Source organism: Streptomyces sp. NPDC029216 (assembly GCF_040648015.1).
Lineage (GTDB): Bacteria > Actinomycetota > Actinomycetes > Streptomycetales > Streptomycetaceae > Streptomyces.
The window spans coordinates 1-26,988 of the sequence record NZ_JBEZWL010000011.1; the positions used below are offsets into that span (position 1 = coordinate 1).

A 26,988-nucleotide genomic window follows, 5' to 3' on the forward strand; every position below is an offset into this window, starting at 1 on the left:
GCGCGGGGGCCGCCCAGGGCAGCAGGGCGGCGGCGCCGGCCCCGGCGCCCAGGGCCAGGACCGTGCGGCGGGCCGGGGGTGAGGGGGTGGTGCCGTGGCCGGTCGAGGGCATGGGGGCTCCTGGGTGGCTGCGGGCGGCTGGGCGGTGTCCTGTCATCTCGTTTCAGCTCCGGTCGACACCCCACCCCGTCCCCGCCCCCGGCCGGCGGACGTCTTCGGGGTGGAGCACCTCCTTGATGCCGCGTGCCGCCAGCAGGGGCCGGTCCTGTGCGTGCTCCGCGCGGATCACCGCCGGGCGGATTCCCTCCGCGGCCAGGGCCGCCCAGGCCTCGAAGAACGTGCCGCCGGGGGCGCACGCCGAGCGCGGCCGGCCGGAGTCCAGGGCCAGGGCGGTGGACCGTACGGCCGGGCGGTGCTCCCGGCCCCGCCAGGCCCCGGCGATCCGGGCGACGGCGGCGCCGGCCGGTTTGGTCCGGCGGTCGTTGGTGAGCAGGCCCAGGCCGTACTCCAGCTCCGGGAAGTCCGCCAGCTCGCGGGACACGTCGTGGGAGCACCACCAGGTCACCCCCCACAGGCCGGGGCAGTCCAGCGCGGCCGCCAGGGTGGCCTCGGTGAACTCCGCCGCGTGCTCGGGCGGGATCAGCGGCGCGGGTGCCCCGACCTCCTGGAGCCACACGGGGCGGTGCGGGTCCTCCGCCCAGGCCTTGGACAGCTCGACGAGGTAGGCGGCGTGCTGTTCGGTGGCCGTACCGGAGCGGCCGTGGCGCTGCGCGGTCCCGTTGAACACCCACGCGTGCACGGCGGTGGCCGCCCCCAGCCGGGCCGCCTGCGCCGGGGTGAAGGGGTGCCCGTCCCGGAACCAGGCGGCGTCGTACTCGGCGTGCAGGTGGAACCGGCCCGGCGCGCCCTCCTCGCAGGCGGCCAGCATCCGCTCCAGCCAGCGCTGCGCCTGGGCCTCGGTGATCCGGTCGGGGTCGGGGTGGGGGTCGTCGGAGAACTGGTTGATCTCGTTGCCGATGGTCATGCCCAGGAAGTTCGGCCGGTCGGCGAGGGCCGCGGCCAGGGTGCGCAGGTACTCCTCCTGCCCGGCCACCACGTCCGGATCGGTGAAGAGGTTGCGGCGGTGCCAGGTCCCGGTCCACGCGGGCAGGAAGTCGAAGCTGGACAGGTGCCCCTGGAGGCCGTCCACGTTCACGTCGAGCCCGCGCTCGGCGGCCGCGTCGGCGAGAGCCACGAGCTGTTCGACGGCGCGCGGCCGGATCAGGGTCCGGTTCGGCTGGAAGAGCGGCCAGAGCGGGAACACCCGTACGTGGTCCAGGCCGAGCGCGGCGATCGAGTCGAGGTCGGCGCGGACCTCGGCGAGGTCGAAGTCCAGCCAGTGGTGGAACCAGCCCCGGGTGGGGGTGTAGTTCGCGCCGAAGCGCAGGGTTCGGTGGCGGGCGGCGCGGTCCATGAGGGGTCCCGGAGTTCAGGGGGAATTCGCCGGACGCCCACAAACTGCCGGGCCGTTCGGGGGGAAGTCAACGGGGCGTCCGGCGCCGGGCGGCCGAATTCCGGCGGGAGGGCCACTTATGCGCTTCAGCCCCGTCGCCGCAAGGGTGGCGGGCGGGTGCTGTGACGCGGCTAATGCGGTTTAGTACGGGCGCGCGTACAGGCGTCCGTACGGAAAGGGGCAGGGCCGTTCCGGCCGCACGGGAAGGTCCGGCGGGCCGCCGCCGGTGCGGACCGGCGGGGCCGGATCGCGTACGGTCCGGCCAACGAAGTCCAAACGAAGTCCAGTCGTTCACGTCACCGAGGGATGAGGCGGCACGGCCATGGCCCGCAGACCCACCATCAAGGACATCGCCCGCCAGGCCGGGGTGTCGGAGAGCGCCGTCTCCTTCGCGCTGAACGGCAGACCGGGGGTCTCCGAGGGCACCCGCGCCCGGATCCGCCGGGTCGCCGAAGAGCTCGGCTGGCGGCCCAACAGCGCCGCCCGCGCCCTGTCCGGCGAACGTTCCGGCGCGGTGGGGCTGGTGCTGGCCCGCCCCGCGCACACCCTGGGCGTCGAATCCTTCTTCCTGCGGCTCGTGTCCGGCATCCAGGAGGTGCTCTCGGCCGCCGGTTCCGCCCTGCTGTTCCAGGTGGTGGAGGACGTCGAGGCCGAATGCGCCGTGTACCGCCGGTGGTGGGCCGAACGCCGGGTGGACGGGGTCCTCGTCGTCGACCCCCGGATCCGCGACCCCCGGCCGCTGCTGCTGTCCCGGCTGGGCCTTCCGGCGGTGGTGATAGGCGGCGGCGCCGGGACGCCCCCGGACCCGTGGGACCCCGGGGTCCCGGCCCCGCCGGGCGGAGGGCCGCCCGGCGCGGGCGCCGGGCCGGCGACGGACGGTGGGGCGACGGACGGCGGGGTGGGGCTCGCGGCGGTGTGGGCGGACGACGCCCGGGCCATGACCGAGGTCCTGGACCACCTCCACGGGCTCGGCCACCGCCGCATCGTCCACATCGCCGGCCTGCCCGGCCTCGCCCACACCGCCCGCCGGGTCGCCGCGCTGCGCGCCGAGGCGGAACGGCTCGGGCTCTCCGCGGCCCGGGTGCGCTCGGTGCCCACGGACTACTCCGACACCGAGGGCGCCGCCGCGACCCGCCGGGTCCTCGCCGAGCCGGAACCGCCCACCGCGCTGGTCTACGACAACGACGTGATGGCGGTGGCGGGCCGCGCGGTCGCCGCCGAGCTGGGCATCCCGGTGCCCGGCCGGCTCTCCATCGTGGCCTGGGACGACTCGCCCCTGTGCCGGCTCACCCATCCCCGGCTGACCGCCCTGGTCCGGGACACCGCCGGATTCGGCCGGCTCGCCGCCGAGGAACTGCTCTCCGTCCTGGCCGGGGCCCCGCCCCGGGCCCGCGAGAGCGAGCTGCCCCGGCTGGAACCCCGCGGGAGTACGGCCCCGCCACCGGCCGCATACTGAAATCCGACCCCTTTTCAGGAGTGCCTCCGTGACCACCCCCACCTCAGCCTTCCCCACCCCGCGCGCGGCCGCGACGGCGGCCGCCACGGCCGACACCGCCGGTCCGGTCGTGGCGATCGACATCGGGGGAACGAAGATCGCCGGGGCGCTGGTCCACCCCGACGGCGAGATGACCGCGGCCACCCGGCGGCCGACCCCGCGCGGGACGGACCCGGAGGCGGTGCTGGCGGCGGTCACCGAGGTCATCGCCGAACTGTCCGAGGCCCCGCTGTGGGAGCGGGCCGTCCGCTGCGGGATCGGGAGCGCGGGCCCGGTCGACACCTCGCGCGGCACGGTCAGCCCGGTCAACATCGGCGCCTGGCGCGGCTTCCCCGTCCAGGCGCGGGTCGCCGCCGAGCTGCGCGCCCGCGGGGCCCGGATCCCGGTCGTCCTGGCGGGCGACGGGGTCGCGATGACGGCGGCGGAGCACTGGCTCGGAGCCGCCCGGGGGTACGCGAACGCCCTCTGCATGGTGGTCTCCACCGGGGTCGGCGGCGGCCTGATCCTGAACAACCAGCTCCATGCCGGCCCCACCGGCAACGCCGGTCACATCGGCCACATCAGCGTCGCTTTCGACGGCGAACCCTGCGTCTGCGGCGGCCGCGGCTGCGTGGAATCCCTCGCCTCCGGCACCGCCATCGCCCGCTGGGCCCTCGCCCAGGGCTGGACCGGCCCCGACCCGACCGCCGCGGGCGTCGCCGCCTCCGCCGAGGCGGGCGACCCGGTCGCCCTGGCCGCCTTCGACCGGGCCGGGCGCGCCCTGGCCGCCGCCATCGCGGCCACCGCCACCCTGGTCGAGACCGACATCGCCGTGATCGGCGGCGGGGTCGCCGCCAGCGGTGAGACCCTCTTCGGACCGGTCCGGCGGCACCTGGCCTCGTACGCCACCCTGGCCTTCGTCAAGGACCTGCGGGTCGTCCCGGCCGCCCTCGGCACCCACGCCGGGCTCATCGGCGCGGCCGCCGCCGCGATGATGCTGGCGCCCGCCGACTGACGGTGTCCTACGGCTTGACCGAGCGGTAGTACCGCCGGGCCCCCTCGTGCAGGTCCAGCGGATCGGTGTAGATCGCCGTCCGCAGGTCCACCAGCTGCGCCGCGTGCACCTCGTGCCCGATCCGGTCGCGGCTGAGGATCACCGTCCGGGTGAACTGCTCCGTCAGCCGGGCGTCCGCCCCTTCCTTCGTGACCAGCAGGTTCGGGACGGCGAGGGTGGCCACGGACGAGGTGTTGCGGGCCCGCGCGTACGCGTCCTGGGGCATCACCGCCGCGCGGTAAAACCGCGCCGGGGTCCCGCTGGCCTGGAGGTCCGCCACGAGGTCGCCCAGCTGGACCAGCCGGATGTCGAAACGCTCCGACAGCTCGCGCACCGCGTTCGTGGGGAGGCCGCCCGACCAGAAGAAGGCGTCGATCCGCCCCGCCTGCAGCTCCGCGGGCATGGTGTCGATGCCGATGGCGACGGGGGTGATGTCGTGGGCCGGGTCCAGCTTGGCCGCCCTCAGCAGCCGGTCCGAGACCAGCCGGACCCCGGAGCCGTCCTGGCCGACCGCGACCCGCTTGCCCCGCAGGTCGCGGGCCGACTGCACCGGCGACCCGGCGGGCACCACCAGCTGGACGTAGTCGTCGTAGAGCCGGGCGACCCCGCGCAGCTGCTCGGCGCCCGGCTTGCCGTCGGTCCGGTACTTGGCGACCGCGTCCGCCGTCGCGATGGTGAAGTCGGCCTCACCGGAGGCCACCCGCTGGAGGTTCTGCTGCGAACCCTCGCTGGTCTCCAGCCGGACCTTGACCCCGGGCATGTCCTGCGCGAGGGCCTGCTCCAGCAGCTGCCCGTAGCGGTGGTAGACGCCGGTACGGACCCCCGTGCTGAAGGCGAGCCGCCCCTTGAGCTCGGGCTCCCCGAAGGGCCGCAGCCACCACAACAGCACCCCGAGCACGGCCAGCACGGCGACCAGCCCCACGAGCAGGCGGCGCGGGCTGATACGGGGTGGTACGAGGGACATGCCCGCGATCCTCCCACCCACCCCGCCGTCTGTCACGGCCCGGCCCGGCGGGCTGCCGGCCGTGTGCCCCCGCCCTGGCTCCGAGCAGGGACACCAGGCCGAAGCCGTCCACCGCCGTACGGGGGACGGGGGGCTCCCCGGCACCGCCTACCCTTGTTGCATGACCAGCAGCAGCGACCGGAGCACGGCAGTGGTGGACCCCAAGGGAACTTACGAGGTGCGCACCTACGGGTGCCAGATGAACGTGCACGACTCCGAGCGGCTCTCCGGTCTGCTGGAGGACGCCGGCTACGTCCGGGCCCCCGAGGGCTCGGACGGCGACGCCGACGTGGTCGTCTTCAACACCTGCGCGGTGCGCGAGAACGCCGACAACAAGCTGTACGGCAACCTCGGCCGGCTCGCCCCGATGAAGACGAAGCGCCCCGGCATGCAGATCGCCGTCGGCGGCTGCCTCGCGCAGAAGGACCGCGACACCATCGTCAAGAAGGCCCCCTGGGTCGACGTCGTGTTCGGCACGCACAACATCGGCAAGCTGCCCGTCCTCCTGGAGCGCGCCCGCATCCAGGAGGAGGCCCAGATCGAGATCGCCGAGTCGCTGGAGGCCTTCCCCTCCACCCTGCCGACCCGCCGCGAGTCCGCGTACGCCGCCTGGGTGTCGATCTCCGTCGGCTGCAACAACACCTGCACCTTCTGCATCGTCCCGGCGCTGCGCGGCAAGGAGGAGGACCGCCGCCCCGGCGACATCCTCGCCGAGGTCGAGGCCCTGGTCGCCGAGGGCGTCTCCGAGATCACCCTGCTCGGCCAGAACGTCAACGCCTACGGCTCCGACCTCGGCGACCGCGAGGCCTTCAGCAAGCTGCTGCGCGCCTGCGGCCGGATCGAGGGCCTGGAGCGGGTCCGCTTCACCTCCCCGCACCCGAAGGACTTCACCGACGACGTCATCGCCGCCATGGCGGAGACCCCGAACGTGATGCCGCAGCTGCACATGCCGCTGCAGTCCGGCTCGGACCCGATCCTCAGGGCCATGCGCCGGTCCTACCGGCAGGAGCGTTTCCTCGGGATCATCGAGAAGGTCCGCGCCGCCATCCCGCACGCCGCGATCTCCACCGACATCATCGTGGGCTTCCCCGGCGAGACGGAGGAGGACTTCCAGCAGACGATGCACGTGGTCCGCGAGGCCCGCTTCGCCAGCGCCTTCACCTTCCAGTACTCCAAGCGCCCCGGCACCCCGGCGGCCGAGATGGAGGGGCAGATCCCCAAGGAGGTCGTCCAGGACCGCTACATGCGCCTGGTCGCCCTCCAGGAGGAGATCTCCTGGGAGGAGAACAAGAAGCAGGTCGGCCGCACCCTGGAGGTCATGGTCGCCGAGGGCGAGGGCCGCAAGGACGGCGCCACCGCCCGCCTCTCGGGCCGTGCCCCCGACAACCGCCTGGTGCACTTCACCAAGCCGGACGAGGAGGTCCGCCCGGGCGACGTGGTGACCGTGGAGATCACCTACGCGGCCCCGCACCACCTCCTGGCCGAGGGCCCGACCACCGCCGTGCGCCGCACCCGCGCCGGCGACGCCTGGGAGAAGCGCAACGCCGCCCCGGCCCAGCCGCAGGGCGTCATGCTCGGCATCCCGACCCTGGGCGTCCCGGCCCCGCTGCCGGCGGCCACCTCGGGCTGCGCGATCGACTGATCCGGGACACGACCCCGGCGCGGTGGCCCTCCGTCCGCCGCGCCGGGGCGTCTGGCCCGATGCCGTGACACCGCCTAGGCTGCGGATCATGCTCGTAGCCGCCGCCGTATGCCCCGCCCCGCCGCTCCTCGTGCCGGAGGTCGCCACGGGCGCCGCCGCCGAACTCGACGAGGCCCGTACCGCCTGCTCCGACGCGCTCGCCGTGCTGGCCGCCTCCCGGCCCGACGTGCTGGTCGTGGTCGGCTGCGCCGACGCCGACCACGAGGGGACGTACCCGCAGGGCTCCCGGGGCGGCTTCCACGGCTTCGGCGTCGACGCCGAGGTCCGGCTCGGGGAGGGCGAGGAGGGGCCGCGCGCCCTGCCCGCCTCCCTGTCCGTGGGCGCCTGGCTGCTCGGCCGCGCGCGGTGGGGCGCCGCCCCCGTCGAGGGGCTCGCCGTCACCGCCTCGATGGACTCCGGGCGCTGCCTGGAGACCGGCCGGGAGCTCGCCGCCGCCGACGAGCGGGTCGCGCTGCTGGTCATGGGTGACGGCAGCGCCTGCCGCACCCTGAAGGCCCCGGGCTACCTCGACGACCGCGCCGCCGCCTTCGACGCCGCCGCCGGCCGCGCCCTGGGCGCCGCCGACACCGACGCGCTGGCCGCGCTGGACCCCGTACTCGCCGCCGAGCTCCAGGCCGCCGGGCGGGCCCCCTGGCAGGTGCTCGCGGGCGCCGCCGAGGGCGCGGGCCTGGACGGGCGGCTGCTGTACGAGGACGCCCCGTACGGGGTCGGCTACTTCGTGGCCGCCTGGTCCTGACGCCGCAGCCCGCCGACGGGTGACCGCACACGCCGAAGGGGCGTGGGATCCTCGATCCCACGCCCCTTCGGCGTTCGCAGGCGCCGCGCCTCAGGGAGCCGCCGGCGGCGTCGGCCCGCCGGGGTCGTCCTTGTGCGCGACCTTGCCCAGGGCGTCCTTTGCCTTGTCCGTACCGGTCGTGATCCGGTCGCTGTATTTGCCATGGGTCTTGGAGTCCACGACCTTGGCGACCTTGTCCAGGCCCTCGCCGATCCTGCCCTCGTGCTTCTGCGCGAGGTCGCCGACCTTCTCCTTGGCCGGAGCGAGCTTGGCCTTCAGATTGTCGAGCAGGCCCATGGGTCACCTTCCTGGGGGTCCCCCCGGACGGAGCCCGGGGGAGGCGGTAGCTACGTACGGGCGCCGTCGCCGGTCTCGCTGTCCGCGGCTGCCTCCGCCGACTGCTGCTTGGGGATCTCCACGGCTGCCTCCGCCGCGGGAGCCCCGGCGGCAGCCGCCTCGGCCTCCCCGGCCCCAGCGGCCGGTTCGGTCTCCGCGGCCGGCGTCTCCGCCGGGGCGGTCTCGGCCGCGACCTCTCCGGTCGCTGCCTCGTCCTTATCCTTACGGCGGAAAATCCGGTCAAAAACGCCCATGTCTACTCCCATAACGTTACTCGTGCGGGTGAAGTTCCGCCTTGCCCGGACAGGCCTCCCCCGCTTGACGCGCCAGGCGCACGCCGGGCCGGAACCTCTTCAAGGCAACGACCCCGGACACACCCCGTCACCTCACCCGATCGGGTACATGCCGGAGGGTTTGCGAGACTGTGCCGGTGAGGAATGCAGCCCCCGCCCCGCGGGTCATCGCCGTCGTCGGTCCCACCGCGGCCGGAAAGTCCGACCTGGGCGTCGCCCTGGCCCGCCACTTCGACGGGGAGGTCGTCAACGCCGACTCCATGCAGCTCTACCGGGGGATGGACATCGGCACCGCCAAGCTGACGATGGACGAGCGCGGCGGCGTTCCCCACCACCTCCTCGACATCTGGGACGTCACCGAGACCGCCAGCGTCGCGGAGTACCAGCGCCTCGCCCGGGCCGAGATCGACCAGCTCCTCGCCCAGGGCCGCACCCCCGTCCTCGTCGGCGGCTCCGGCCTCTACGTCCGCGGCGCGCTCGACGCCATGGAGTTCCCCGGCACCGACCCCGAGGTGCGGGCCCGGCTGGAGGAGGAGGCCGCCCTGCGCGGCCCCGGCGCCCTGCACGCCCGCCTCGCCGCCGCCGACCCGGCGGCCGCCGCCGCGATCCTGCCCAGCAACGCCCGCCGCATCGTCCGGGCACTCGAAGTGATCGAGATCACCGGCAAGCCCTTCACCGCCAACCTGCCCGGCCACGAGTCCGTCTACGACACCGTCCAGATCGGCGTCGACGTGGCCCGCCCCGAGCTCGACGAGCGCATCGCGACGCGCGTCGACCGCATGTGGGAGGCGGGACTGGTCGACGAGGTCCGCGCCCTGGAGGCCCAGGGCCTGCGCGAGGGCATCACCGCCTCCCGCGCCCTGGGCTACCAGCAGGTACTGGCCGCCCTCGCCGGAGAGTGCACCGAGGACGAGGCCAGGGCCGAGACCGTACGGGCCACCAAGCGCTTCGCCCGCCGCCAGGACTCCTGGTTCCGCCGCGACCCCCGCGTCCACTGGCTCAGCGGAGCCGCCGCCGACCGCGGGGAACTCCCCCGACTCGCGCAGTCGTTGGTCGAACGAGCGGTCACAGCCTGATCACGTGATGGCATCGGGAAGCCCCGTGCGCCCATCGCGGGGCCGGGACCGTGCCATCATCAAACTTCTGAACAGTGGCGTGCGGAGTCCGAAGTGGGGAGGGCGCGTGGCTATGGAGGCCGGCCCTCGACGAGACACCGGGCGGGACGACACCGAGCGGGAAGCGGAACAGGATCTGTCCGCCGCCCCCGCGGAGACCGGTGGTCCCGCGGGCCCCGGCGTGCCGGGAGCGGCCGGCGGCCCGGACGGCCCGGACGGCCCCGACGGACTCGGCCTGCCCGCCGACCCCGCGCGGCTGACCCCCGACGGCCCCGACGCGCCCGAACCGGGCACCGAGGACGTCGCCGGCCCCGCCGTCGAGGTCGAGCTGCGCCCGCAGCGCAGGCTGCGCATCTGGCAGATCGCCCCCATCGTGATGCTGGCCGCCGCCGGCTCCCTGATGTTCGCCTTCCCGCTCGCCTTCGAGTTCGGCGACGGCGGCGCCGTCGTCGCCATGCTCGGCTTCCTCATCAGCTCCTGCGCGGGCGGCTGGGGCATGATGGCCGCGCGCCGCGTCGGCTACTCCTGGCCGGGGCTGCCGCCCCGCGGCAGCGGCCGCCGCCCCGACTGGCGGATCGCCGGGCTGTACGCGCTGATCGCGCTGGTCCTCGTGGCGCTCGCCGTCTACCGGGTGGCCCGGCTGCGCTGACCTGCGCCGACAAGGGGCTGACGGCGGTCTGACCGCATGCTGATCCCACCGGCCCCGGTCCCGGCCCGCTCGGTACCATGGCCGGGTGACGCACAGCACCCTCTCCTTCCTCAAGGGCCACGGCACCGAGAACGACTTCGTGATCGTCCCCGACCCGGACAACGCCATCGAGCTGCCGCCCACCGCCGTCGCCGCCCTGTGCGACCGCCGGGCCGGCATCGGGGCCGACGGTGTGCTGCACGTCGTACGCTCCGCCGCCCACCCCGAGGCCGCCCACCTGGCCGACGAGGCCGAGTGGTTCATGGACTACCGCAACAGCGACGGCTCCGTCGCCGAGATGTGCGGCAACGGCGTACGCGTCTTCGCCCGCTACCTCCAGCACGCCGGCCACGTCGAGCCCGGCGACTTCGCGGTGGCCACGCGCGGCGGCGTCAAGCAGGTCCACCTCGCGAAGACGGGCGACGTCACCGTCTCCATGGGCAGCGCCCGGCTCCCCGAAGGAGAGGTCACCGTCTCCGTCGGCGAGCGCTCCTGGCCCGCCCGCAACGTGAACATGGGGAACCCGCACGCCGTCGCGTTCGTTGAAAGCCTCGACCACGCCGGCGACCTGTACAGCCCCCCGCCGTTCAGCCCCGCCTCCGCCTACCCCACCGGGGTCAACGTCGAGTTCGTCGTCGACCGCGGCCCGCGGCACGTCGCCATGCGCGTCCACGAGCGCGGCTCCGGCGAGACCCGCTCCTGCGGCACCGGCGCCTGCGCCGTCGCCGTGGCCGCCATCCGGCGCGACGGGGCCGACCCGGCCGTCACCGGTGAGCCCGTCTCGTACACGGTCGACCTGCCCGGCGGTACCCTCGTCATCACCGAACACCCCGACGGTCGCATCGACATGACCGGACCGGCCGTCATCGTGGCCACCGGCGAGTTCGAAGCGGACTGGCTCACCGAAACGGCTTTCGCCTGAAGGTTCCCTCTCATGGGTGATCCGTTTCACGCTGAGCGAGAGGCGGACTGCGCCACGTGGTGGGGTCGGTAACATCAGGCACCGGCCCTGAGGGCTCACCCCATGCCCACCACCGCCGGTCGAAGCCGCCGGAGGTGCCCATGAGTGCAGAGGCCACGAACCCCGAAGCACACGCAGAAATGCGCCCTGAGCTGCGCAGACGTGGCCGAACCCGGCTCGATCTGCGCCGCCTGGGCCGAGCCGCGCTGCTCGGACCCGCGTCCCGCGACCGACTCCCGGACGCCATCGGACACGTAGCAGAAGCGCACCGCGCCCACCACCCGGACGCGGACCTGTCCGTCCTGCGTCGTGCGTACCTCCTGGCGGAGTCCTCGCACCGCGGCCAGATGCGCAAGAGCGGTGAGCCGTACATCACGCACCCGCTCGCCGTCACCCTCATCCTGGCCGAACTCGGCGCCGAGACCACCACCCTGACGGCGTCCCTGCTGCACGACACCGTCGAGGACACCGAGGTGACCCTCGATCAGGTCCGCGCCGAGTTCGGCGACGAGGTCGCCTTCATCGTCGACGGCGTCACCAAGGTCGAGAAGATCGACTACGGCGCCGCCGCCGAGCCCGAGACCTTCCGCAAGATGCTCGTCGCCACCGGCAACGACGTCCGCGTGATGTCCATCAAACTCGCCGACCGCCTGCACAACATGCGCACCCTCGGCGTGATGCGCCCCGAGAAACAGGCCCGGATCGCCAAGGTCACCCGCGACGTCCTGATCCCGCTCGCCGAACGCCTCGGCGTCCAGGCCCTCAAGACCGAGCTGGAAGACCTCGTCTTCGCGATCCTGCACCCGGAGGAGTACGAGCGCACCCGCGCGCTCATCGCCTCCCACGCAGGCGAGGACGACCCCCTCCTCACCATCGCCGAATCCGTACGCACCGTCCTGCGCGACGCGGGCATCGCCGCCGAGGTGCTCGTCCGCCCCCGGCACTTCGTCTCCGTCCACCGCATCTCCCGCACCCGCGGCGAACTGCGCGGCCCGGACTTCGGCCGCATCCTCGTCCTCGTCGGCGAGAACGCCGACTGCTACGCGGTCCTCGGCGAGCTCCACACCTGCTTCACCCCGGTCGTCTCGGAGTTCAAGGACTTCATCGCCGTACCGAAGTTCAACCTCTACCAGTCCCTGCACACCGCCGTCGCCGTCCCCGAGGGCTACGTCGCCGAAGTCATCGTCCGCACCCGGCAGATGCACCGCGTCGCCGAAGCAGGAGTGGTCGCCCTCGGCAACCCGTACGCGACGGGGGAGGGCGCCGACTGCGAGGAGGAGCGCGTCGACCCCACCCGGCCCGGCTGGCTCTCCCGGCTCCTCGACTGGCAGCAGTCCGCACCCGACCCCGACACCTTCTGGACCGGCCTGCGCGCCGAACTCGCCCAGGACCGGGAGATCACGGTGTACCGCGCCGACGGCGGCACCCTGGCCCTGCCCGCCGGGGCCAGCTGTATCGACGCCGCCTACGCCCAGCACGGCGAGGCGGCCCACGGCTGTATCGGCGCCCGCGTCAACGGGCGCCTCACCTCCCTCTCCGCCCCGCTCTCCGACGGGGACACCGTCCAGCTGCTGCTCGCCCAGGACGCCTCCTCCGGGCCCGCCGCCGACTGGCTGGAGCACGCCAGGACCCCGGCCGCCCGGATCGCCATCAGCAGCTGGCTCCAGGCCCACCCCGACGGGCCCGTACCCGCCGCCGCTGCCCCCCGCGCACCGCTCTCGGTGCCCGGGCTGCGCGGGGGCGGGGGCAACGCCGTCGCCGACCTCCCCGACGCGCACGTACGCCTCGCCGGCTGCTGCACCCCCGTACCGCCGGACGCGGTCGCCGGGTTCGTCGTCCGGGGCGGCGCCGTCACCGTCCACCGGGTCCACTGCCCGGCCGTCGCGCAGATGCGCTCCCTGGGCCGCACCTCCGTCGCCGTGCACTGGCGGGCCACCGCCGACTGCCGGGTCACCCTGCTCGCCGAATCGTTCGGCCGCCCGCACCTGCTGGCCGACCTGACCGAGGCCATCGCCCGCCAGGGGGTCGAGGTGGTCTCCGCCACCGTGGAGCCGCCCGTGGAGCAGCGGGTCCGCCACAGCTACACCCTGCAGCTGCCCGACGCCTCGGTGCTGCCCGGCCTGATGCGGGCGATGCGGGACGTGCCCGGCGTGTACGACGTCGGCCGGGCCTGAGGGGGGCCGGGGGCGGGGGGACGTTGGGGGAGTCTCGTTCGGGTGGATCCGTCGCGCGCCGCGCGCGGGCCCGCGGCGGGCGCTGGTAAGCGGTGGTGGATGCAGCTCTCCTCCCCCCGCCTGCGCGCCGCCCTGCTCGCCGCGGCCTCCCTCACCCTCGTCGCCGCCGTGCTGCCCCCGCCGAAGCCGCTCGGCATCGGCGACCGGCTCTTCCCCGAGCTGGGCAACCCCGGGTACGACGTCCTCGCGTACGACCTGTCCCTCACGTACAAGGACGACCGCACCCCCCTCGACGCCGTGACCGCCATCGAAGCCCGTGCCCTGGCCCCGCTGGAGCGGATCAACCTGGACTTCACCCACGGGACGGTGGCCTCCGCCGAGGTCAACGGCGAGCCCGCGCGGTTCGAGAGCGCGGGGGAGGACCTCGTACTCACCCCCGCACGCCCCGTCGCCGCGAACACCCCGCTGCGGATCACCGTGCGGCACACCAGCGACCCGCGCGGCTCGGCCGACGGCGGCTGGGTCACCACCGACGACGGCCTGGCCATGGCCAACCAGGCCGACGCCGCCCACCGGGTCTTCCCGTGCAACGACCACCCCGCCGACAAGGCGTACTTCACCTTCCGCGTCACGGCCCCCGAGGGCTACACGGCCGTGGCCAACGGCCTGCCGGGCGCGCTCCCGGCCGCCCGCGCGGCGGGCGCGACCGAGTGGACGTACCGGACCCTGCACCCGATGGCCACCGAACTGGCACAGGTCTCCATCGGCCGCTCCGCCGTCCTGCACCGCACCGGGCCGCACGGGCTGCCGCTGCGCGACGTGGTCCCGGCCGCCGACCGGGAGCGGCTGGAGCCCTGGCTGCGCAAGACCGCCGGGCACATCGAGTGGATGGAGCAGCGGGTCGGCCGCTACCCCTTCGAGAACTACGGGGTGCTGATCGCGCGCGCCCGCACCGGCTTCGAGCTGGAGACGCAGACCCTCTCGCTCTTCGAGAACGGCCTGTTCGCGGGGGAGGCCGAGGGCTACCCCGACTGGTACGTCGAGGCGGTCATGGTCCACGAGCTCGCCCACCAGTGGTTCGGCGACAGCGTCACCCCGCGCACCTGGTCCGACCTGTGGCTCAACGAGGGGCACGCCACCTGGTACGAGGCCCTGTACGCGGACGGGCTCGGCAAGTACTCCCTGGAGCGGCGCATGCGCGAGGCGTACCAGCGCTCCGACCAGTGGCGGGCGGCGGGCGGCCCCCCGGCGGCCCCGAAGGCGGCGGCGCCCGGGCAGAAGATCGGGCTGTTCCGGCCGGTCGTCTACGACGGGGCCGCGCTGATCCTCTACGCGCTGCGGGAGGAGATCGGCGCCGCCGCCTTCGACCGGGTGGAGCGGCGCTGGGTGGCCGAGCACAAGGACGGGATCGCGGGCACCGAGGACTTCGTACGCCTGGCCTCGCAGGAGGCGGGACGCGACCTCTCGGCCTTCCTGGAGCCGTGGCTGTACGGGGAGAAGACCCCGCCGATGCCGGGACACCCGGACTGGAGCGCCCCGGCGGCCCGGAAGGCGGCCCCCCGGCCGGCCCCGGCCGGGGGGCCGGGCTCATGAAGCGGGCGGAAAAAACGGTATGACGGGCCGGGAACGGGCATGTCACCATCGACAAGGCCGACGACGAGGCGGTCCGGGGAATCCCCGGACGGGGTCCGGCGTTGGACGTGACAGGCTTAGTCACGCACGGCGGTACCTTTGGCCTTAGCCGGCGCGGCGCAATCGAATCGACGTAAGGATCCAATGACCTCCTCTTCATCCCCTTCCCAGGACCCGCGGGACGCACAGGACGTGCGGGACGCGCAGAGCTTCACCGAGAGCCTTCGGGCCGATGCCCTGATGGAAGAGGACGTCGCCTGGAGCCACGAGATCGACGGAGACCGGGACGGCGACCAGTTCGACCGCTCCGAGCGCGCGGCCCTGCGCCGCGTGGCAGGTCTCTCCACCGAGCTCGAAGACGTCACCGAGGTCGAGTACCGACAGCTCCGCCTGGAGCGCGTGGTCCTCGTCGGTGTCTGGACCTCCGGCACGGTGGGTGACGCCGAGAACTCCCTCGCGGAACTCGCGGCCCTCGCCGAGACGGCCGGCGCCCTCGTACTCGACGGTGTCATCCAGCGCCGTGACAAGCCCGACCCGGCCACCTTCATCGGCTCCGGCAAGGCCCGCGAGCTGCGCGACATCGTCCTGGAGAGCGGCGCCGACACCGTCGTCTGCGACGGCGAGCTCAGCCCCGGCCAGCTCATCGCGCTGGAGGACGTGGTCAAGGTCAAGGTCGTCGACCGGACCGCCCTCATCCTGGACATCTTCGCCCAGCACGCCAAGTCCCGAGAGGGCAAGGCGCAGGTCGCCCTCGCGCAGATGCAGTACATGCTGCCCCGGCTGCGCGGCTGGGGTCAGTCGCTGTCCCGGCAGATGGGTGGCGGCGGCGGTGGCGGCATGGCCACCCGAGGCCCCGGTGAGACCAAGATCGAGACCGACCGGCGCCGCATCCGCGAGAAGATGGCGAAGATGCGCCGGGAGATCGCCGAGATGAAGACCGGCCGCGACATCAAGCGGCAGGAACGGCGCCGCAACAAGGTGCCCTCGGTCGCCATCGCCGGCTACACCAACGCCGGAAAGTCCTCCCTGCTCAACCGCCTCACCGGCGCGGGCGTCCTGGTGGAGAACGCACTGTTCGCCACCCTCGACCCGACCGTGCGCCGCGCCGAAACCCCGTCCGGCCGCGTCTACACCCTGGCCGACACCGTGGGCTTCGTCCGGCACCTGCCCCACCACCTCGTCGAGGCGTTCCGCTCCACGATGGAGGAGGTCGGCGACTCCGACCTCATCCTGCACATCGTGGACGGCTCGCACCCGGCGCCGGAGGAGCAGCTGGCGGCGGTCCGCGAGGTCATCCGCGAGGTCGGCGCGGTCAACGTGCCCGAGATCGTGGTGATCAACAAGGCCGACGCCGCGGACCCGCTCGTCCTGCAGCGCCTGCTGCGCATCGAGCGGCACTCCATCGCCGTCTCGGCCCGTACCGGCCAGGGCATCGGGGAACTCCTCGCGCTCATCGACAGCGAGCTTCCCCGGCCCGCCGTCGAGGTGGAGGCCCTGGTGCCGTACACCCGCGGCTCGCTCATCGCCCGGGCGCACGCCGAGGGCGAGGTGATCTCCGAGGAGCACACCCCGGAGGGCACCCTGCTCAAGGCGCGGGTCCATCAGGAACTGGCGGCCGAACTGGCGCCGTACGTTCCCGCCAAGCAGTAACGCCACTCAGGCAAGACCGAGGGCCCTCCGCACGTGCGGAGGGCCCTCGGCCGTTTCGCGTCCGGAACGGGACTACGTGAAGTCCGCGCTCACCGCTTGAACTTGGTGCTCACCGCGTCGTAGATCCCCTTGGCCTCCGGACCCAGCTTCGGGCCGGCCAGCCAGCCCGCCTTCGCCGGGCCGATCGAGGTGTTGGACACCAGCGCCGGCTTGCCGTCGGCGCCCGTCGCGATCCAGCCGCCGCCGGAGGAACCGCCCGTCATCGTGCAGCCGATGCGGTACATCACCGGGTCCTCCTGGTGCAGCGCCAGCCGGCCCGGCTTGTCCGTGCACTGGAAGGCCTTCTGGCCGTCGAACGGAGCCGCCGCCGGGTAACCCGTCGCCGTCATGCCCGTGATCTTCGGGACCGCCGGGGCGTTGAACTCCACCGGGAGCGCCGTACCGACCGTCTCCTCCAGCGACTTGCCGCTGCCGCCCTTCTCCGGGGTCACGTGCAGCACGGCGAAGTCGTACGGCGCGCCCGCGCCGCCCGTCGGACCGCCGGTCGCGATCCACTGGTCGGAGGTCTGCGCCCAGTCGCTCCACCACACGCCGTACGGGGCCACCTGCTCGCGCGGCGCGCCCTTGAGCTCCGCCGCCGGCTTGCCCGCGTTGTTGTACGAGGGGACGAAGGCGATGTTCCGGTACCAGCCGCCGGCCTTGCCCGCGTGCACGCAGTGGCCCGCCGTCCAGACCATGTTGGACTTCCCGGGGTGGGCGGGGTCCTTCACCACGGTCGCCGAGCAGACCATCGAGCCCTCGGGGCCGTCGAAGAAGACCTTGCCGGACGTCGGAACGCTGGAGTGGTACGGCGAGGCCGCGGCCTTCGCCGTCACCGGCGCCGGGGTCGGATCGGTGACGCCCTGGTCCTTGCCGGCGTCCGGGTCGACGGACGGGCGCTGCGGCTGCTCCGCGTCACGCATCCGGTCCGGGTCCCACAGGCCGTCGATGATGGGGTTGACGTAGTCGCCCGCCTCGCGGAGCCAGTCCTGCTTGTTCCAGTTCTTCCACGCGCCCCCCTTCCACTTCTCCATGTCGAAGCCGTGCTGCTTGAGCTTGTCCTTGAGCTCTTGCGGGATCTTGACGGGGCCGTCCGCGGCGCCGCCGGACGGGAGGCCGGCCGCCACGGTCGGCTTGGCGTCGCCGCCGGCCTCCCCGTCGCCGGGTCCGCAGGCCGCGGCGGTCAGCGCGAGCGCGGCCGCGCAGAGGGTAGCGGTGACCGGTCGGTTCGGTCGCATGTCGTAAGTCCCCCAGGTGCTTCGAGGTGTTGGGACGGTGTCGTCCAGAGTGCTTCGTTTCGCTTTCGCAGCACCCCACTATGCCGCCGCCGTTGAAGACGGCGGGCCCCGGGTCGGCGGTTCCGGTCCCCGCCCGGGCTCTTCGGCCGCTGCCCACACCGGGTACCGGGCTGCCGCGAAGCGCTGTTGAAGGTCTTTCAGGACCGCCGGAAGCGCAAGGATCTTCGGCCGACCCGTGATCCGCCGCCGTCACCGTCGTTGGTACGTACGGGGGACGGCGCAGCAGCGTTCATGTTCGAGGCGCAATCCGGAAGAGGAAACCGTGCGGGAGGACCGACAGTCGTGGCCCTGACCGAGCCGGCCGCAGCCGCGGCACAGATCCCGCCGCAGGGCGGACGGGGGCCCGTCGCGGCCGAAGGCATCCTGCGCAGGCAGGCACTGAGGGAATCCGCGGCGCGGACGTACGCGCGCTCGCTGCCCATCGTCCCGGTACGGGCCCGCGGGCTGACCATCGAGGGCGCCGACGGGCGGCGCTACCTCGACTGCCTCTCCGGGGCGGGCACCCTCGCCCTCGGGCACAACCACCCCGTGGTGCTGGAGGCCATCCGCGGCGTCCTCGACTCGGGGGCCCCGCTGCACGTCCTCGACCTCGCCACCCCCGTCAAGGACGCCTTCACCACCGAGCTCTTCGCGAACCTGCCCGCCGGGCTGGCCGCCGACGCCCGCGTCCAGTTCTGCGGGCCGGCCGGGACGGACGCCGTCGAGGCCGCGCTGAAACTGGTCCGGGTCGCCACCGGACGCTCCGGTCTGCTGGCCTTCGCCGGGGCCTACCACGGCATGACGGCCGGGGCCCTGGCCGCCTCCGGCGGGGCCACCGACGTCCGGGTGACCCGGCTGCCCTACCCGCAGGACTACCGCTGCCCGTTCGGGGTCGGCGGCGAGGAGGGCGCGCGGCTCTCCGCGGCCTGGACCGAGAGCCTGCTCGACGACCCCAAGGGCGGGGTGGCCGCGCCCGCGGGCATGCTCGTCGAACCCGTCCAGGGCGAGGGCGGGGTCCACCCGGCACCGGACGACTGGCTGCGCCGGATGCGGGAGATCACCCAGAGCCGGGGCATCCCGCTGATCGCGGACGAGGTCCAGACCGGGGTGGGCCGCACCGGCGCCTTCTGGGGCGTCGACCACGCCGGCGTGGTGCCCGACGTGATGGTCCTGTCCAAGGCGATCGGAGGCAGCCTGCCGCTCGCGGTGATCGTCTACCGCTCGGAGCTGGACGTCTGGACGCCCGGAGCCCATGCCGGAACGTTCCGCGGCAACCAGCTCGCCATGGCCGCCGGCACCGCCACCCTCGCCTACGTCCGCCGCAACGGCCTCGCCGAGCGCGCGGCGGAGCTGGGCGGCCGGATGCTGACGGCCCTGCGCGGCCTGGCGGGCGACCGCCCCTGCATCGGGGACGTACGGGGCCGGGGCCTGATGCTCGGCGTCGAGATCGTCGACCCCGACACGGGAGCGGCGGCGCCCGCCCTGGCCGCCGCCATCCGCCAGGACTGCCTGGACCGCGGCCTGATCGTCGAACTCGGCGGCCGCCACGGCGCGGTGGTCCGCCTGCTGCCCCCGCTCACCCTGACGGACGAGCAGGCCACCGCAGTCCTGGACCGCCTGGCCGACGCCATCCCCGCCGCCACCCACTGACCGAGGACCCCCATGCCCACCCCCCTCCCCGAACCCACCCCCACCCCCGGCGGCCCGGCGCACCCCCACGCCCCGGCCACGAACCACCCCACCCCCCGAGACCACGCCCCCACCGGCCCGGGCACCCACCCCCAAGGCCTCCCGTCCGAGGCACCGGCCCGCCCTGACGGCTCCGCCGCAGCCGGGTTCGCTCAGCCCGGGAGCGTGCAGGGTGTTCGCGTCGACGGTCTCACCGCCGAGGGGGCGGGCGGTCCTGACGGCTCGGCCGCAGACGGGTCCGCACGAGCCGGGAGCTTCGCCGCAGTGCGGGGTGCCCACGTCGAGGGCCTCACCGCCGAGAGGCCGGCCCGCCCTGACGGCTCGGCCGTAGACGGGGCCGCTCGGCCTGCGGGCTCCGCCGCCCTGCGGGGTACCCACGTCGACGGTCTCACGGCCGAGGGAACGGCCGGCCCTGACGGCTTGGCCGCAGACCGGTCCGCCCGTTCCGAGGCCCGTGTCGCCGGGCACGCCGACCGCCCCGGAGCCCCTGCCGTCGGGTGGGCAGGCGGCTCCGATGGCTCCGCCCCCTTGGCGCCGGTCAGCCCGGAGGAACCGGCTTTCCCGTGCATCGGCGAGCCGACCGCCGTACCGCCCGGGGGCAGGCCCGGACCCGGGGCCCCGACACGCCCCCTGCAGGCCGGCCCGGATGACGCACCCACGCCGACGGTACCGGTCCCACCCGCCGCGCACGCCGGCCCCCCGGCCACCACCGCGCCCGCGGACCGGCCCGAGCAGCCCGCGCCCGATGCCGTGCCCCTCGCGGCACCAACCCCGGCAGGCGTCGGCCACACCGACCCTGGGGATACACCGCAGCCCCCTCAAGCCGCCCCCGCCCCTGGTCCGGCCCTGCCCTGGGCCGCAGCCGACTCCGGCCATGTGGCCGGGGCGGGCCCGTCCGACGGAGCCGGGGATCCCGGGGCGGATCGGCGGCCGGCTCCCGGTCCGGGTCCGTCGTGGCCCGGCGCCGGCCCCGGACCCGTGCCCCGGGCGGGGGAGGCGGGGCCGGGCCCCGGCGGGACCGTGCCCCGGCAGAAGGGCGGCGGTCTCCGTGCCCGGGTGGGCGGTGCCGGGCCGGTCGGGCCCGAGCCGGCGGTCCTGCCCGATCTGCTGGACCACCCCGACCCGGCCACCGCCGCCGAGGCAGCCACCGTGGAGAACCTCCTGCGGTGCTGGGTGCGCGAGAGCGGCATCGGCCGCCCCGACGGACCCGCCGGAACCCTGCTCCGCATTCCCCTCCCCGCCTCCGCCGCCGCCCTGCTCGTCCCCGTCCGGCACTGGTCCGAGGCCGGCTGGCACCGCTTCGCCCCCGCCCGCCTCGAAGGCGCCCCCGCCGACGCCCCCGCCGTGGACGCCGTCACCCTCGCCGCCCTCATCGCCCGCGAGGGCAACGGCCGCGGCACCGACCTCGCCGGCCGGGTCGCCGACTCGGTACGCCGCACCGCCGAGTTCATCGCCGACCGGCGCCGCCGCCCCACCGCCCCCGCCCCCGTCGCCGGGGACCTCTTCCTCACCGCCGAACAGTCCCTCCTCCTCGGTCACCCCCTCCAACCGGACCCCAAGAGCCGCGAAGGACTCTCCGAAGCCGAAGCACACCGCTACTCACCCGAACTCCACGGCTCCTTCCCCCTGCACTGGATCGCGGTCGCACCGACCACCCTCGCCACCGACTCCGCCTGGACCGAACGCGGCCGCCCGGTCACCGCCGCCCAGCTCCTGGCCCGGCTCGCCCCCGGACTCCCGCTGCCCGCCGGCACCACCCCCCTCCCCCTGCACCCCTGGCAGGCCCGCGACCTCCTCCAGCGCCCCGCCGTCGCCGCCCTCCGCGACGCGGGACTCCTCACCGACCTGGGCCCGTACGGGGACCCCTGGCACCCCACCTCCTCCGTCCGCACCGTCCACCGCCCCGGCGCACCCGCGATGCTCAAGCTCTCCCTGGGCCTGCGCATCACCAACTCCCGCCGCGAGAACCTCCGCAAGGAACTCCACCGGGGTGTCGAGGTGCACCGGCTGCTCCGCACCGGCCTCGCCGAGCAGTGGCAGACCGCCCATCCCGGCTTCGACATCGTCCGCGACCCCGCCTGGGTCGCCGTCGACGCCCCGGACGGCAGCCCCGTCCGCGGCCTCGACGCCCTCCTGCGCCACAACCCCTTCCGCTCCGACGACGACGCCGTCTGCGTCGCCGCACTCACCGCCCTGCGCCCGTGGCCCGGCCGCACCACGATGCGCTCCCGGCTCGCCGACACCGTCTCCCGGCTCGCCCTCACCACAGGCCGCCCCACCTCCGCCGTCGCCACCGAGTGGTTCCTGCGCTACCTCGACCAGATCGTCCTGCCGGTCCTCGCCTTCGACGCACTCGCCGGCATCGCCCTCGAAGCCCACCAGCAGAACACCCTGGTCCTCCTCGACCGGGCCGGCTGGCCCGTCGGCGGCCGCTTCCGCGACAACCAGGGGTACTACTTCCGCGAGTCCCGGCGCCCCGAACTGGAACACAGGCTCCCCGGCATCGGCCGCGCCAGCGACACCTTCGTCCCCGACGCCGTCACCGACGAACGCTTCGCCTACTACCTCGGCATCAACAACGTGCTCGGCCTCATCGGGGCCTTCGGCTCCCAGCGGCTCGCCGACGAGCGCGTACTCCTCGCCGCCTTCCGCCGCTTCCTCGGCAAGGCCGCAGGCCTCGGCCCGCTCCCCGCGCAGCTGCTGGACTCACCCACCCTCCGCTGCAAGGCGAACCTCCTCACCCGCCTGGGCGGCCTCGACGAGCTCGTGGGCCCCGTCGAAACGCAGTCCGTCTACGTCACCATCACCAACCCCCTCCACGACTGACGCGCTCCCATCGACACGGAGAAGAGCCCGATGCCCGCCACCGAAACGACCACCAGCACCGCCACCGGCCCCGCCCGTCAGGGGACCGCCCACCGCGAAACGGCCCACCGCGAAGCCGACCACCACGAGACCGCCGGACACCGCTTCACCGTCGGACTGCTGCCCCTGCTCGCCGAAGCGGACCTCCTCGACTCACCCGCAGGCTGGGGCGCCCTCCCGACACCGGCCGGAGCCTTCCGCCTCGAACCGGTACGGCCCGGCCGGGACCTCCCGCTCCTCACCCGCTGGATGAACGACCCGGAGGTGGCCGCCTACTGGGAGCTGGCCGGCGCAGCCGTCGTCACCGCCGCCCACCTGCGGGCGCAGCTCGACGGCGACGGCCGCAGCATCCCCTGCCTCGGCCTCCTCGACGGCACCCCGATGAGCTACTGGGAGGTATACCGGGCCGACCTCGACCCGCTCTCCCGCCACTACGCGGCGCGCCCCCACGACACCGGTATCCACCTGCTGATCGGAGACGGCACGAACCGCGGCCGGGGCCTGGGGACCACGCTGCTGCGCGCGGTCACCGAGCTCGTCTTCGACAACCGCCCGCGGTGTACACGGGTCATCGCCGAACCGGACATCCGCAACACCCCCTCCGTATCAGCCTTCCTCGCCTCCGGTTTCCGCTACGCCACGGAAATCGAACTCCCCGGGAAGCGCGCCGCCCTGATGATCCGGGAGCGGGCGCTGCGCAATCTCCTCTGATCGCCGCTGCCCCGCCGTCCCGCCCCAAGGCCTGTTCCCTCACGCCTCTCCCTTCGAAAACTCCGCGCCTCGCAGCGGAGTTCCCGATCCACGAGGAGTCCCGTGCCGAATTCCCCCGCAGCCCCCGACTCCGCTTTCCCCGCAGCCCCCGGTTCCACTGAGCCCGCCGTCCCCCCGTCGCCCCAGCACCCCTGCACACCCCCCGAACTCAACCGTCCTACCTGGGACCTCGCGGCCCGCCGCCTGCTCGCCAAGATGCTCGCCGAGTTCGCGTACGAGGAGATCATCAGCCCCGTCCCGGCCCCAGGGGCCGCCAGCGACGCCTGGACCCTGACCCTCGACGACGGCAGCAGCCTCGGCTTCCGTGCCCGCCGCCGCGCCTACGACAGCTGGCAGGTCGCGCCGGACACCATCACGCTCACCCCGCCGCCCCCCTCCACCGAACCCCCGGCCGCCTTCGGGGACCCGTACGGCTTCCTCGTCCGGGCCCGCACCCTCCTCGGCCTCGACGGCGCCACCCTCGGCCACCTGATCCACGAGCTCAGCGCCACCCTCTCCGCCGACGCCCGCCTCGACCACCACGCCCTCACCGCCGACGTCCTCGCCGACCTGGACTACGCCGAGCTCGAGGGGCACCAGACGGGCCACCCCTGGCTCGTCCCCAACAAGGGCCGCGTCGGATGGTCCGCCGCGGACGCCGCCGCCTGGGCCCCCGAGGCCCGCACCCGGCAGCGCCTGCCCTGGCTCGCCGCCCACACCTCCCTCGCCGAGTACCGGGGCGGCGCCGGCCTGGAGGACCCCGCGCGCCTCTACGCGGCCGAACTCGACCCCGTCACCCGGGCCGCCTTCGACCGGATCCTGCGCGACCGGGGCCTGGACCCCCTCGGCTACCTCTACCTGCCCGTCCACCCCTGGCAGTGGGACGAGATCGTCCTCCCCCTCTTCGCCCCCGCCCTCGCCTCCGGCGCACTGGTCCCGCTCCCCGCCGACCCGGACGCGCGGCTCCCGCAGCAGTCCGTCCGCACCTTCCTCAACCTCACCCGCCCCGACCGCCACAGCGTGAAACTCCCGCTGTCCGTCTTCAACACCATGGTCTGGCGTGGCCTGCCCGGCGACCTCACCCTCGCCGCCCCCGCCGTCACCGCCTGGATCCACTCCCTCCGCGACGCCGACCCCTTCCTCCGCGACGAATCCGGAGTGATCCTGCTCGGCGAGGTCGCCTCCGTCACCGTCCGCCACCCCGTGTACGGCCGGCTCCCCGACGTCCCCTACCAGTACAAGGAACTCCTCGGCGCGATCTGGCGCGAACCCCTGGCCCGCCACCTCGCCCCCGGCGAACGCGCCCGCACCCTCGCCTCCCTCCTCCACACCGACCCGCGCGGCCGCTCCTTCACCGCCGAGCTCGTCGCCCGCTCCGGCCTGGCGCCCGACGTCTGGCTCCGGAGGCTCTTCGCCGCCCTGCTGCCCCCGCTCCTGCGCTTCCTCTACCGCTACGGCACCGTCTTCTCCCCGCACGGCGAGAACGCCGTCGTGATCTTCGACGAGCACGACGTGCCGGTCCGCCTCGCGGTCAAGGACTTCGTGGACGACGTCAACATCAGCCGGACCCCGCTGCCGGAGCACGCGTCCATGCCCGACGAGGTCCGCGCGGCCCTCCTCACCGAGCCGCCCGGCTTCCTCACCCAGTTCATCCACTCCGGCCTGTTCATCGGCGTCTTCCGCTACCTCGCCCCCCTGTGCGAGGACCGGCTCGGCGTCCCCGAGGACGACTTCTGGTCCCTCGTACGGGCGGAGATCCTCCGCCACCAGGCCCGCTTCCCCGAGCTCAAGGACCGCTACGAGCTGTTCGACCTGCTCACCGAGCGGATCGACCGGCTCTGCCTCAATCGCAACCGGCTCTTCGAGGACGGCTACCGCGACCGCCCGGACCGCCCCCACGCCGTCACCCACGGCACCGTGCCCAACCCCCTCCACCGTCCGTGAGTCCGGATCGGTACCTCACTGTCAGCGGAGCCCCGTAGGGTTGGTACCGCTATGACGAAGCCCTCCCTCCCCGACCTGCTGCACGCCGCCGTCTCCGCCGTCGGCGGCACGGAGCGCCCCGGCCAGGTCGCCATGGCCGAAGCCGTCGCCGAAGCGATCGACGACAACTCCCATCGGCTGATCCAGGCCGGTACCGGCACCGGCAAGTCCCTCGGCTACCTGGTCCCGGCCCTCGCGCACGGCGAGCGCGTCGTCGTGGCCACGGCGACGCTGGCGCTCCAGCGCCAGCTCGTCGAGCGCGACCTGCCGCGTACGGTCGAGGCGCTGCACCCGCAGCTGCGCCGGCGGCCGCAGTTCGCCATGCTCAAGGGCCGGTCGAACTACCTGTGCCTGCACCGGCTGCACGAGGGAGCCCCGCAGGACGAGGAGGAGGGCCTCTTCGACCAGTTCGAGGCGGCCGCCCCCACCAGCAAGCTCGGCAAGGACCTGCTGCGCCTGCGCGACTGGGCGGACGAGACCGAGAGCGGCGACCGCGACGACCTCACCCCCGGCGTCTCCGACAAGGCCTGGAGCCAGGTCTCGGTCTCCTCCCGGGAGTGCCTGGGCGCCACGAAGTGCGCGTACGGCGCCGAGTGCTTCGCGGAAGCGGCCCGAGAGCGGGCCAAGCTCGCGGACGTGGTCGTCACCAACCACGCGCTGCTCGCCATCGACGCCATCGAGGGCGCCCCCGTCCTGCCGCAGCACGAGGTGCTGATCGTGGACGAGGCCCACGAGCTGGTCTCCCGCGTCACCGGCGTCGCCACCGGCGAGCTCACCCCGGGGCAGGTCAACCGGGCCGTCAAGCGCGCCGCCAAGCTGGTCGACGAGAAGACCGCGGACTCCCTGCAGACCGCCTCGGAGACCTTCGAACGGGTCATGGAGCTGGCGCTGCCGGGCCGCCTGGAGCAGATCCCCGAGGACCTCGGCTACGCGCTGGCCGCCCTGCGCGACTCCGCGCGCAACGTGATCTCCGCGATCGGTGCCACCCGCGACAAGTCCGTCCACGACGAGGACGCCGTCCGCAAGCAGGCCCTGGCCGCGGTGGAGAACGTCCACGCGGTGGCCGAGCGGATCATGATCGGCTCCGAGTACGACGTCGTCTGGTACGAGCGCCACGACCGCTTCGGCGCCACGCTCCGGGTCGCACCGCTGTCGGTGTCCGGGCTGCTGCGCGAGAAGCTGTTCGAGGACCGCTCGGTGGTCCTCACCTCCGCCACCCTCAAGCTCGGCGGGGACTTCAACGGCGTCGCGGCCTCGCTCGGCCTCTCCCCCGAAGGGGTCGAGGGGGAGGACGTGCCGTCCTGGCGGGGCCTGGACGTCGGGTCCCCGTTCGACTACCCGAAGCAGGGCATCCTCTACGTCGCCAAGCACCTGGCCACTCCCGGCCGGGAGGGTACGCGCGGCGACATGATGGACGAGCTGGCGGAGCTGATCGAGGCGGCCGGCGGCCGTACCCTCGGCCTCTTCTCCTCCATGCGCGGCGCCAAGGCGGCCGCCGAGGAGCTGCGCGGGCGGCTCGACAACCCCATCCTGCTCCAGGGCGAGGAGACGCTGGGCGAGCTGATCAAGAACTTCGCCGCGGACCCGCGCACGTGCCTGTTCGGGACGCTGTCCCTCTGGCAGGGCGTGGACGTGCCCGGTCCCAGCTGCCAGCTGGTGATCATGGACCGGATCCCGTTCCCACGGCCCGACGACCCGTTGATGAGCGCGCGGCAGAAGTCGGTCGAGGAGAACGGTGGCAACGGCTTCATGGCGGTCGCCGCCACCCACGCGGCCCTGCTGATGGCCCAGGGCGCCGGCCGCCTGGTACGGGCCTCGGGGGACCGGGGCGTCGTCGCCGTCCTCGACCCCCGTCTGGCTACGGCCCGGTACGGGAGCTTCCTGCGGGCCTCGCTGCCCGACTTCTGGTACACCACGGACCGCAACCAGGTCCGCCGCTCACTGGCCGCGATCGATGCGAGCGCGAAGGCCGACGGCAAGTAGGCCCGGCCGGTCCCGGACCGGCCGGCCTCATGCGGCTCCCGGAGGCGGGCACA

At 74.2% G+C, this 26,988-nt stretch carries 20 protein-coding genes; 15 read left to right on the plus strand and 5 right to left on the minus strand.

What is annotated here, in order from left to right:
* Positions 1 to 163 precede the first annotated feature (163 nt).
* Positions 164 to 1,453: a glycosyl hydrolase gene (locus AB0F18_RS06820; RefSeq protein ID WP_362055733.1), complete on the minus strand. Its 1,290-nt coding sequence runs from the start codon at positions 1,451 to 1,453 to the stop codon at positions 164 to 166.
* A 361-nt stretch (positions 1,454 to 1,814) separates the two neighbouring features.
* Here AB0F18_RS06820 and AB0F18_RS06825 point away from each other — a divergent pair, with 361 nt between their 5' ends.
* Both AB0F18_RS06825 and AB0F18_RS06830 read left to right on the plus strand, forming a co-directional pair.
* On the plus strand, positions 1,815 to 2,948 hold the full coding sequence (locus AB0F18_RS06825) for a LacI family DNA-binding transcriptional regulator (RefSeq protein ID WP_362055734.1): 1,134 nt from the start codon (positions 1,815 to 1,817) through the stop codon (positions 2,946 to 2,948).
* Positions 2,949 to 3,057: 109 nt separating this feature from the next.
* The gene (locus AB0F18_RS06830) at positions 3,058 to 3,981 is read left to right on the plus strand and encodes an ROK family protein (protein WP_362055876.1); all 924 of its coding nucleotides are present in this window, start codon (positions 3,058 to 3,060) and stop codon (positions 3,979 to 3,981) included.
* A 7-nt stretch (positions 3,982 to 3,988) separates the two neighbouring features.
* Here AB0F18_RS06830 and AB0F18_RS06835 read toward each other — a convergent pair whose 3' ends face one another.
* Positions 3,989 to 4,984: a TAXI family TRAP transporter solute-binding subunit gene (locus AB0F18_RS06835; RefSeq protein WP_362055736.1), complete on the minus strand. Its 996-nt coding sequence runs from the start codon at positions 4,982 to 4,984 to the stop codon at positions 3,989 to 3,991.
* Between the two features lie 160 nt (positions 4,985 to 5,144).
* Here AB0F18_RS06835 and miaB point away from each other — a divergent pair, with 160 nt between their 5' ends.
* Together miaB and AB0F18_RS06845 are read left to right on the plus strand one after the other, a co-directional pair.
* The gene (gene miaB, locus AB0F18_RS06840) at positions 5,145 to 6,665 is read left to right on the plus strand and encodes a tRNA (N6-isopentenyl adenosine(37)-C2)-methylthiotransferase MiaB (protein WP_362055738.1); all 1,521 of its coding nucleotides are present in this window, start codon (positions 5,145 to 5,147) and stop codon (positions 6,663 to 6,665) included.
* A gap of 88 nt (positions 6,666 to 6,753) precedes the next feature.
* Positions 6,754 to 7,461, plus strand: a complete 708-nt coding sequence (locus AB0F18_RS06845) for a class III extradiol dioxygenase subunit B-like domain-containing protein (RefSeq protein WP_362055740.1) — start codon at positions 6,754 to 6,756, stop codon at positions 7,459 to 7,461.
* Positions 7,462 to 7,551: 90 nt separating this feature from the next.
* On the opposite strand, the gene AB0F18_RS06850 is transcribed toward AB0F18_RS06845, so the two are convergent.
* The gene (locus tag AB0F18_RS06850; protein ID WP_362055742.1) at positions 7,552 to 7,797 is read right to left on the minus strand and encodes an antitoxin; all 246 of its coding nucleotides are present in this window, start codon (positions 7,795 to 7,797) and stop codon (positions 7,552 to 7,554) included.
* Positions 7,798 to 7,847: 50 nt separating this feature from the next.
* Positions 7,848 to 8,090 carry a hypothetical protein gene (locus AB0F18_RS06855; RefSeq protein ID WP_362055744.1) on the minus strand — a complete coding sequence of 81 codons (243 nt, stop codon included), beginning with the start codon at positions 8,088 to 8,090 and terminating at the stop codon, positions 7,848 to 7,850.
* A gap of 176 nt (positions 8,091 to 8,266) precedes the next feature.
* Here AB0F18_RS06855 and miaA point away from each other — a divergent pair, with 176 nt between their 5' ends.
* The 6 genes from miaA (at position 8,267) to hflX (ending at position 16,349) form a co-directional block, all read left to right on the plus strand.
* Entirely contained in the window at positions 8,267 to 9,205 is a 939-nt protein-coding gene (gene miaA, locus AB0F18_RS06860) for a tRNA (adenosine(37)-N6)-dimethylallyltransferase MiaA (RefSeq protein WP_362055746.1), read from the plus strand.
* Between the two features lie 112 nt (positions 9,206 to 9,317).
* Positions 9,318 to 9,893, plus strand: coding sequence for a hypothetical protein (locus AB0F18_RS06865; protein WP_362055878.1), 576 nt, complete (start codon positions 9,318 to 9,320; stop codon positions 9,891 to 9,893).
* Positions 9,894 to 9,978: 85 nt separating this feature from the next.
* On the plus strand, positions 9,979 to 10,854 hold the full coding sequence (gene dapF / locus AB0F18_RS06870) for a diaminopimelate epimerase (protein WP_362055747.1): 876 nt from the start codon (positions 9,979 to 9,981) through the stop codon (positions 10,852 to 10,854).
* 140 nt (positions 10,855 to 10,994) lie between these two features.
* Complete coding sequence (locus AB0F18_RS06875; protein ID WP_362055749.1) at positions 10,995 to 13,067, plus strand: HD domain-containing protein; 2,073 nt, start codon at positions 10,995 to 10,997, stop codon at positions 13,065 to 13,067.
* Positions 13,068 to 13,166: 99 nt separating this feature from the next.
* Complete coding sequence (locus tag AB0F18_RS06880; RefSeq protein WP_362055751.1) at positions 13,167 to 14,660, plus strand: M1 family metallopeptidase; 1,494 nt, start codon at positions 13,167 to 13,169, stop codon at positions 14,658 to 14,660.
* 183 nt (positions 14,661 to 14,843) lie between these two features.
* Positions 14,844 to 16,349 carry a GTPase HflX gene (hflX, locus tag AB0F18_RS06885; protein ID WP_362055753.1) on the plus strand — a complete coding sequence of 502 codons (1,506 nt, stop codon included), beginning with the start codon at positions 14,844 to 14,846 and terminating at the stop codon, positions 16,347 to 16,349.
* 89 nt (positions 16,350 to 16,438) lie between these two features.
* On the opposite strand, the gene AB0F18_RS06890 is transcribed toward hflX, so the two are convergent.
* A complete protein-coding gene (locus AB0F18_RS06890; RefSeq protein ID WP_362055755.1) occupies positions 16,439 to 17,626 on the minus strand; it encodes a hypothetical protein in 1,188 nt (395 codons plus the stop codon).
* Positions 17,627 to 17,968: 342 nt separating this feature from the next.
* Here AB0F18_RS06890 and AB0F18_RS06895 point away from each other — a divergent pair, with 342 nt between their 5' ends.
* The 5 genes from AB0F18_RS06895 (at position 17,969) to AB0F18_RS06915 (ending at position 26,935) form a co-directional block, all read left to right on the plus strand.
* Positions 17,969 to 19,315, plus strand: a complete 1,347-nt coding sequence (locus AB0F18_RS06895) for a diaminobutyrate--2-oxoglutarate transaminase family protein (RefSeq protein ID WP_362055757.1) — start codon at positions 17,969 to 17,971, stop codon at positions 19,313 to 19,315.
* Positions 19,316 to 20,410: 1,095 nt separating this feature from the next.
* Positions 20,411 to 22,180 carry an IucA/IucC family protein gene (locus tag AB0F18_RS06900; RefSeq protein WP_362055880.1) on the plus strand — a complete coding sequence of 590 codons (1,770 nt, stop codon included), beginning with the start codon at positions 20,411 to 20,413 and terminating at the stop codon, positions 22,178 to 22,180.
* A 30-nt stretch (positions 22,181 to 22,210) separates the two neighbouring features.
* On the plus strand, positions 22,211 to 22,930 hold the full coding sequence (locus AB0F18_RS06905; protein WP_362055759.1) for a GNAT family N-acetyltransferase: 720 nt from the start codon (positions 22,211 to 22,213) through the stop codon (positions 22,928 to 22,930).
* A 102-nt stretch (positions 22,931 to 23,032) separates the two neighbouring features.
* Positions 23,033 to 24,913 carry an IucA/IucC family protein gene (locus AB0F18_RS06910; RefSeq protein WP_362055761.1) on the plus strand — a complete coding sequence of 627 codons (1,881 nt, stop codon included), beginning with the start codon at positions 23,033 to 23,035 and terminating at the stop codon, positions 24,911 to 24,913.
* 51 nt (positions 24,914 to 24,964) lie between these two features.
* The gene (locus tag AB0F18_RS06915; protein WP_362055763.1) at positions 24,965 to 26,935 is read left to right on the plus strand and encodes an ATP-dependent DNA helicase; all 1,971 of its coding nucleotides are present in this window, start codon (positions 24,965 to 24,967) and stop codon (positions 26,933 to 26,935) included.
* Positions 26,936 to 26,988: the final 53 nt, after the last annotated feature.

Bases quoted from the DNA above. Each gene is read 5' to 3' on its own strand.
- AB0F18_RS06820 (WP_362055733.1), bottom strand. From the start codon at position 1,453: ATGGACCGCGCCGCCCGCCACCGAACCCTGCGCTTCGGCGCGAACTAC.
- AB0F18_RS06825 (WP_362055734.1), top strand. From the start codon at position 1,815: ATGGCCCGCAGACCCACCATCAAGGACATCGCCCGCCAGGCCGGGGTG.
- AB0F18_RS06835 (WP_362055736.1), bottom strand. From the start codon at position 4,984: ATGTCCCTCGTACCACCCCGTATCAGCCCGCGCCGCCTGCTCGTGGGG.
- miaB (WP_362055738.1), top strand. From the start codon at position 5,145: ATGACCAGCAGCAGCGACCGGAGCACGGCAGTGGTGGACCCCAAGGGA.
- AB0F18_RS06845 (WP_362055740.1), top strand. From the start codon at position 6,754: ATGCTCGTAGCCGCCGCCGTATGCCCCGCCCCGCCGCTCCTCGTGCCG.
- AB0F18_RS06850 (WP_362055742.1), bottom strand. From the start codon at position 7,797: ATGGGCCTGCTCGACAATCTGAAGGCCAAGCTCGCTCCGGCCAAGGAG.
- AB0F18_RS06855 (WP_362055744.1), bottom strand. From the start codon at position 8,090: ATGGGCGTTTTTGACCGGATTTTCCGCCGTAAGGATAAGGACGAGGCA.
- AB0F18_RS06865 (WP_362055878.1), top strand. From the start codon at position 9,318: ATGGAGGCCGGCCCTCGACGAGACACCGGGCGGGACGACACCGAGCGG.
- AB0F18_RS06875 (WP_362055749.1), top strand. From the start codon at position 10,995: ATGAGTGCAGAGGCCACGAACCCCGAAGCACACGCAGAAATGCGCCCT.
- AB0F18_RS06880 (WP_362055751.1), top strand. From the start codon at position 13,167: ATGCAGCTCTCCTCCCCCCGCCTGCGCGCCGCCCTGCTCGCCGCGGCC.
- hflX (WP_362055753.1), top strand. From the start codon at position 14,844: ATGACCTCCTCTTCATCCCCTTCCCAGGACCCGCGGGACGCACAGGAC.
- AB0F18_RS06890 (WP_362055755.1), bottom strand. From the start codon at position 17,626: ATGCGACCGAACCGACCGGTCACCGCTACCCTCTGCGCGGCCGCGCTC.
- AB0F18_RS06905 (WP_362055759.1), top strand. From the start codon at position 22,211: ATGCCCGCCACCGAAACGACCACCAGCACCGCCACCGGCCCCGCCCGT.
- AB0F18_RS06915 (WP_362055763.1), top strand. From the start codon at position 24,965: ATGACGAAGCCCTCCCTCCCCGACCTGCTGCACGCCGCCGTCTCCGCC.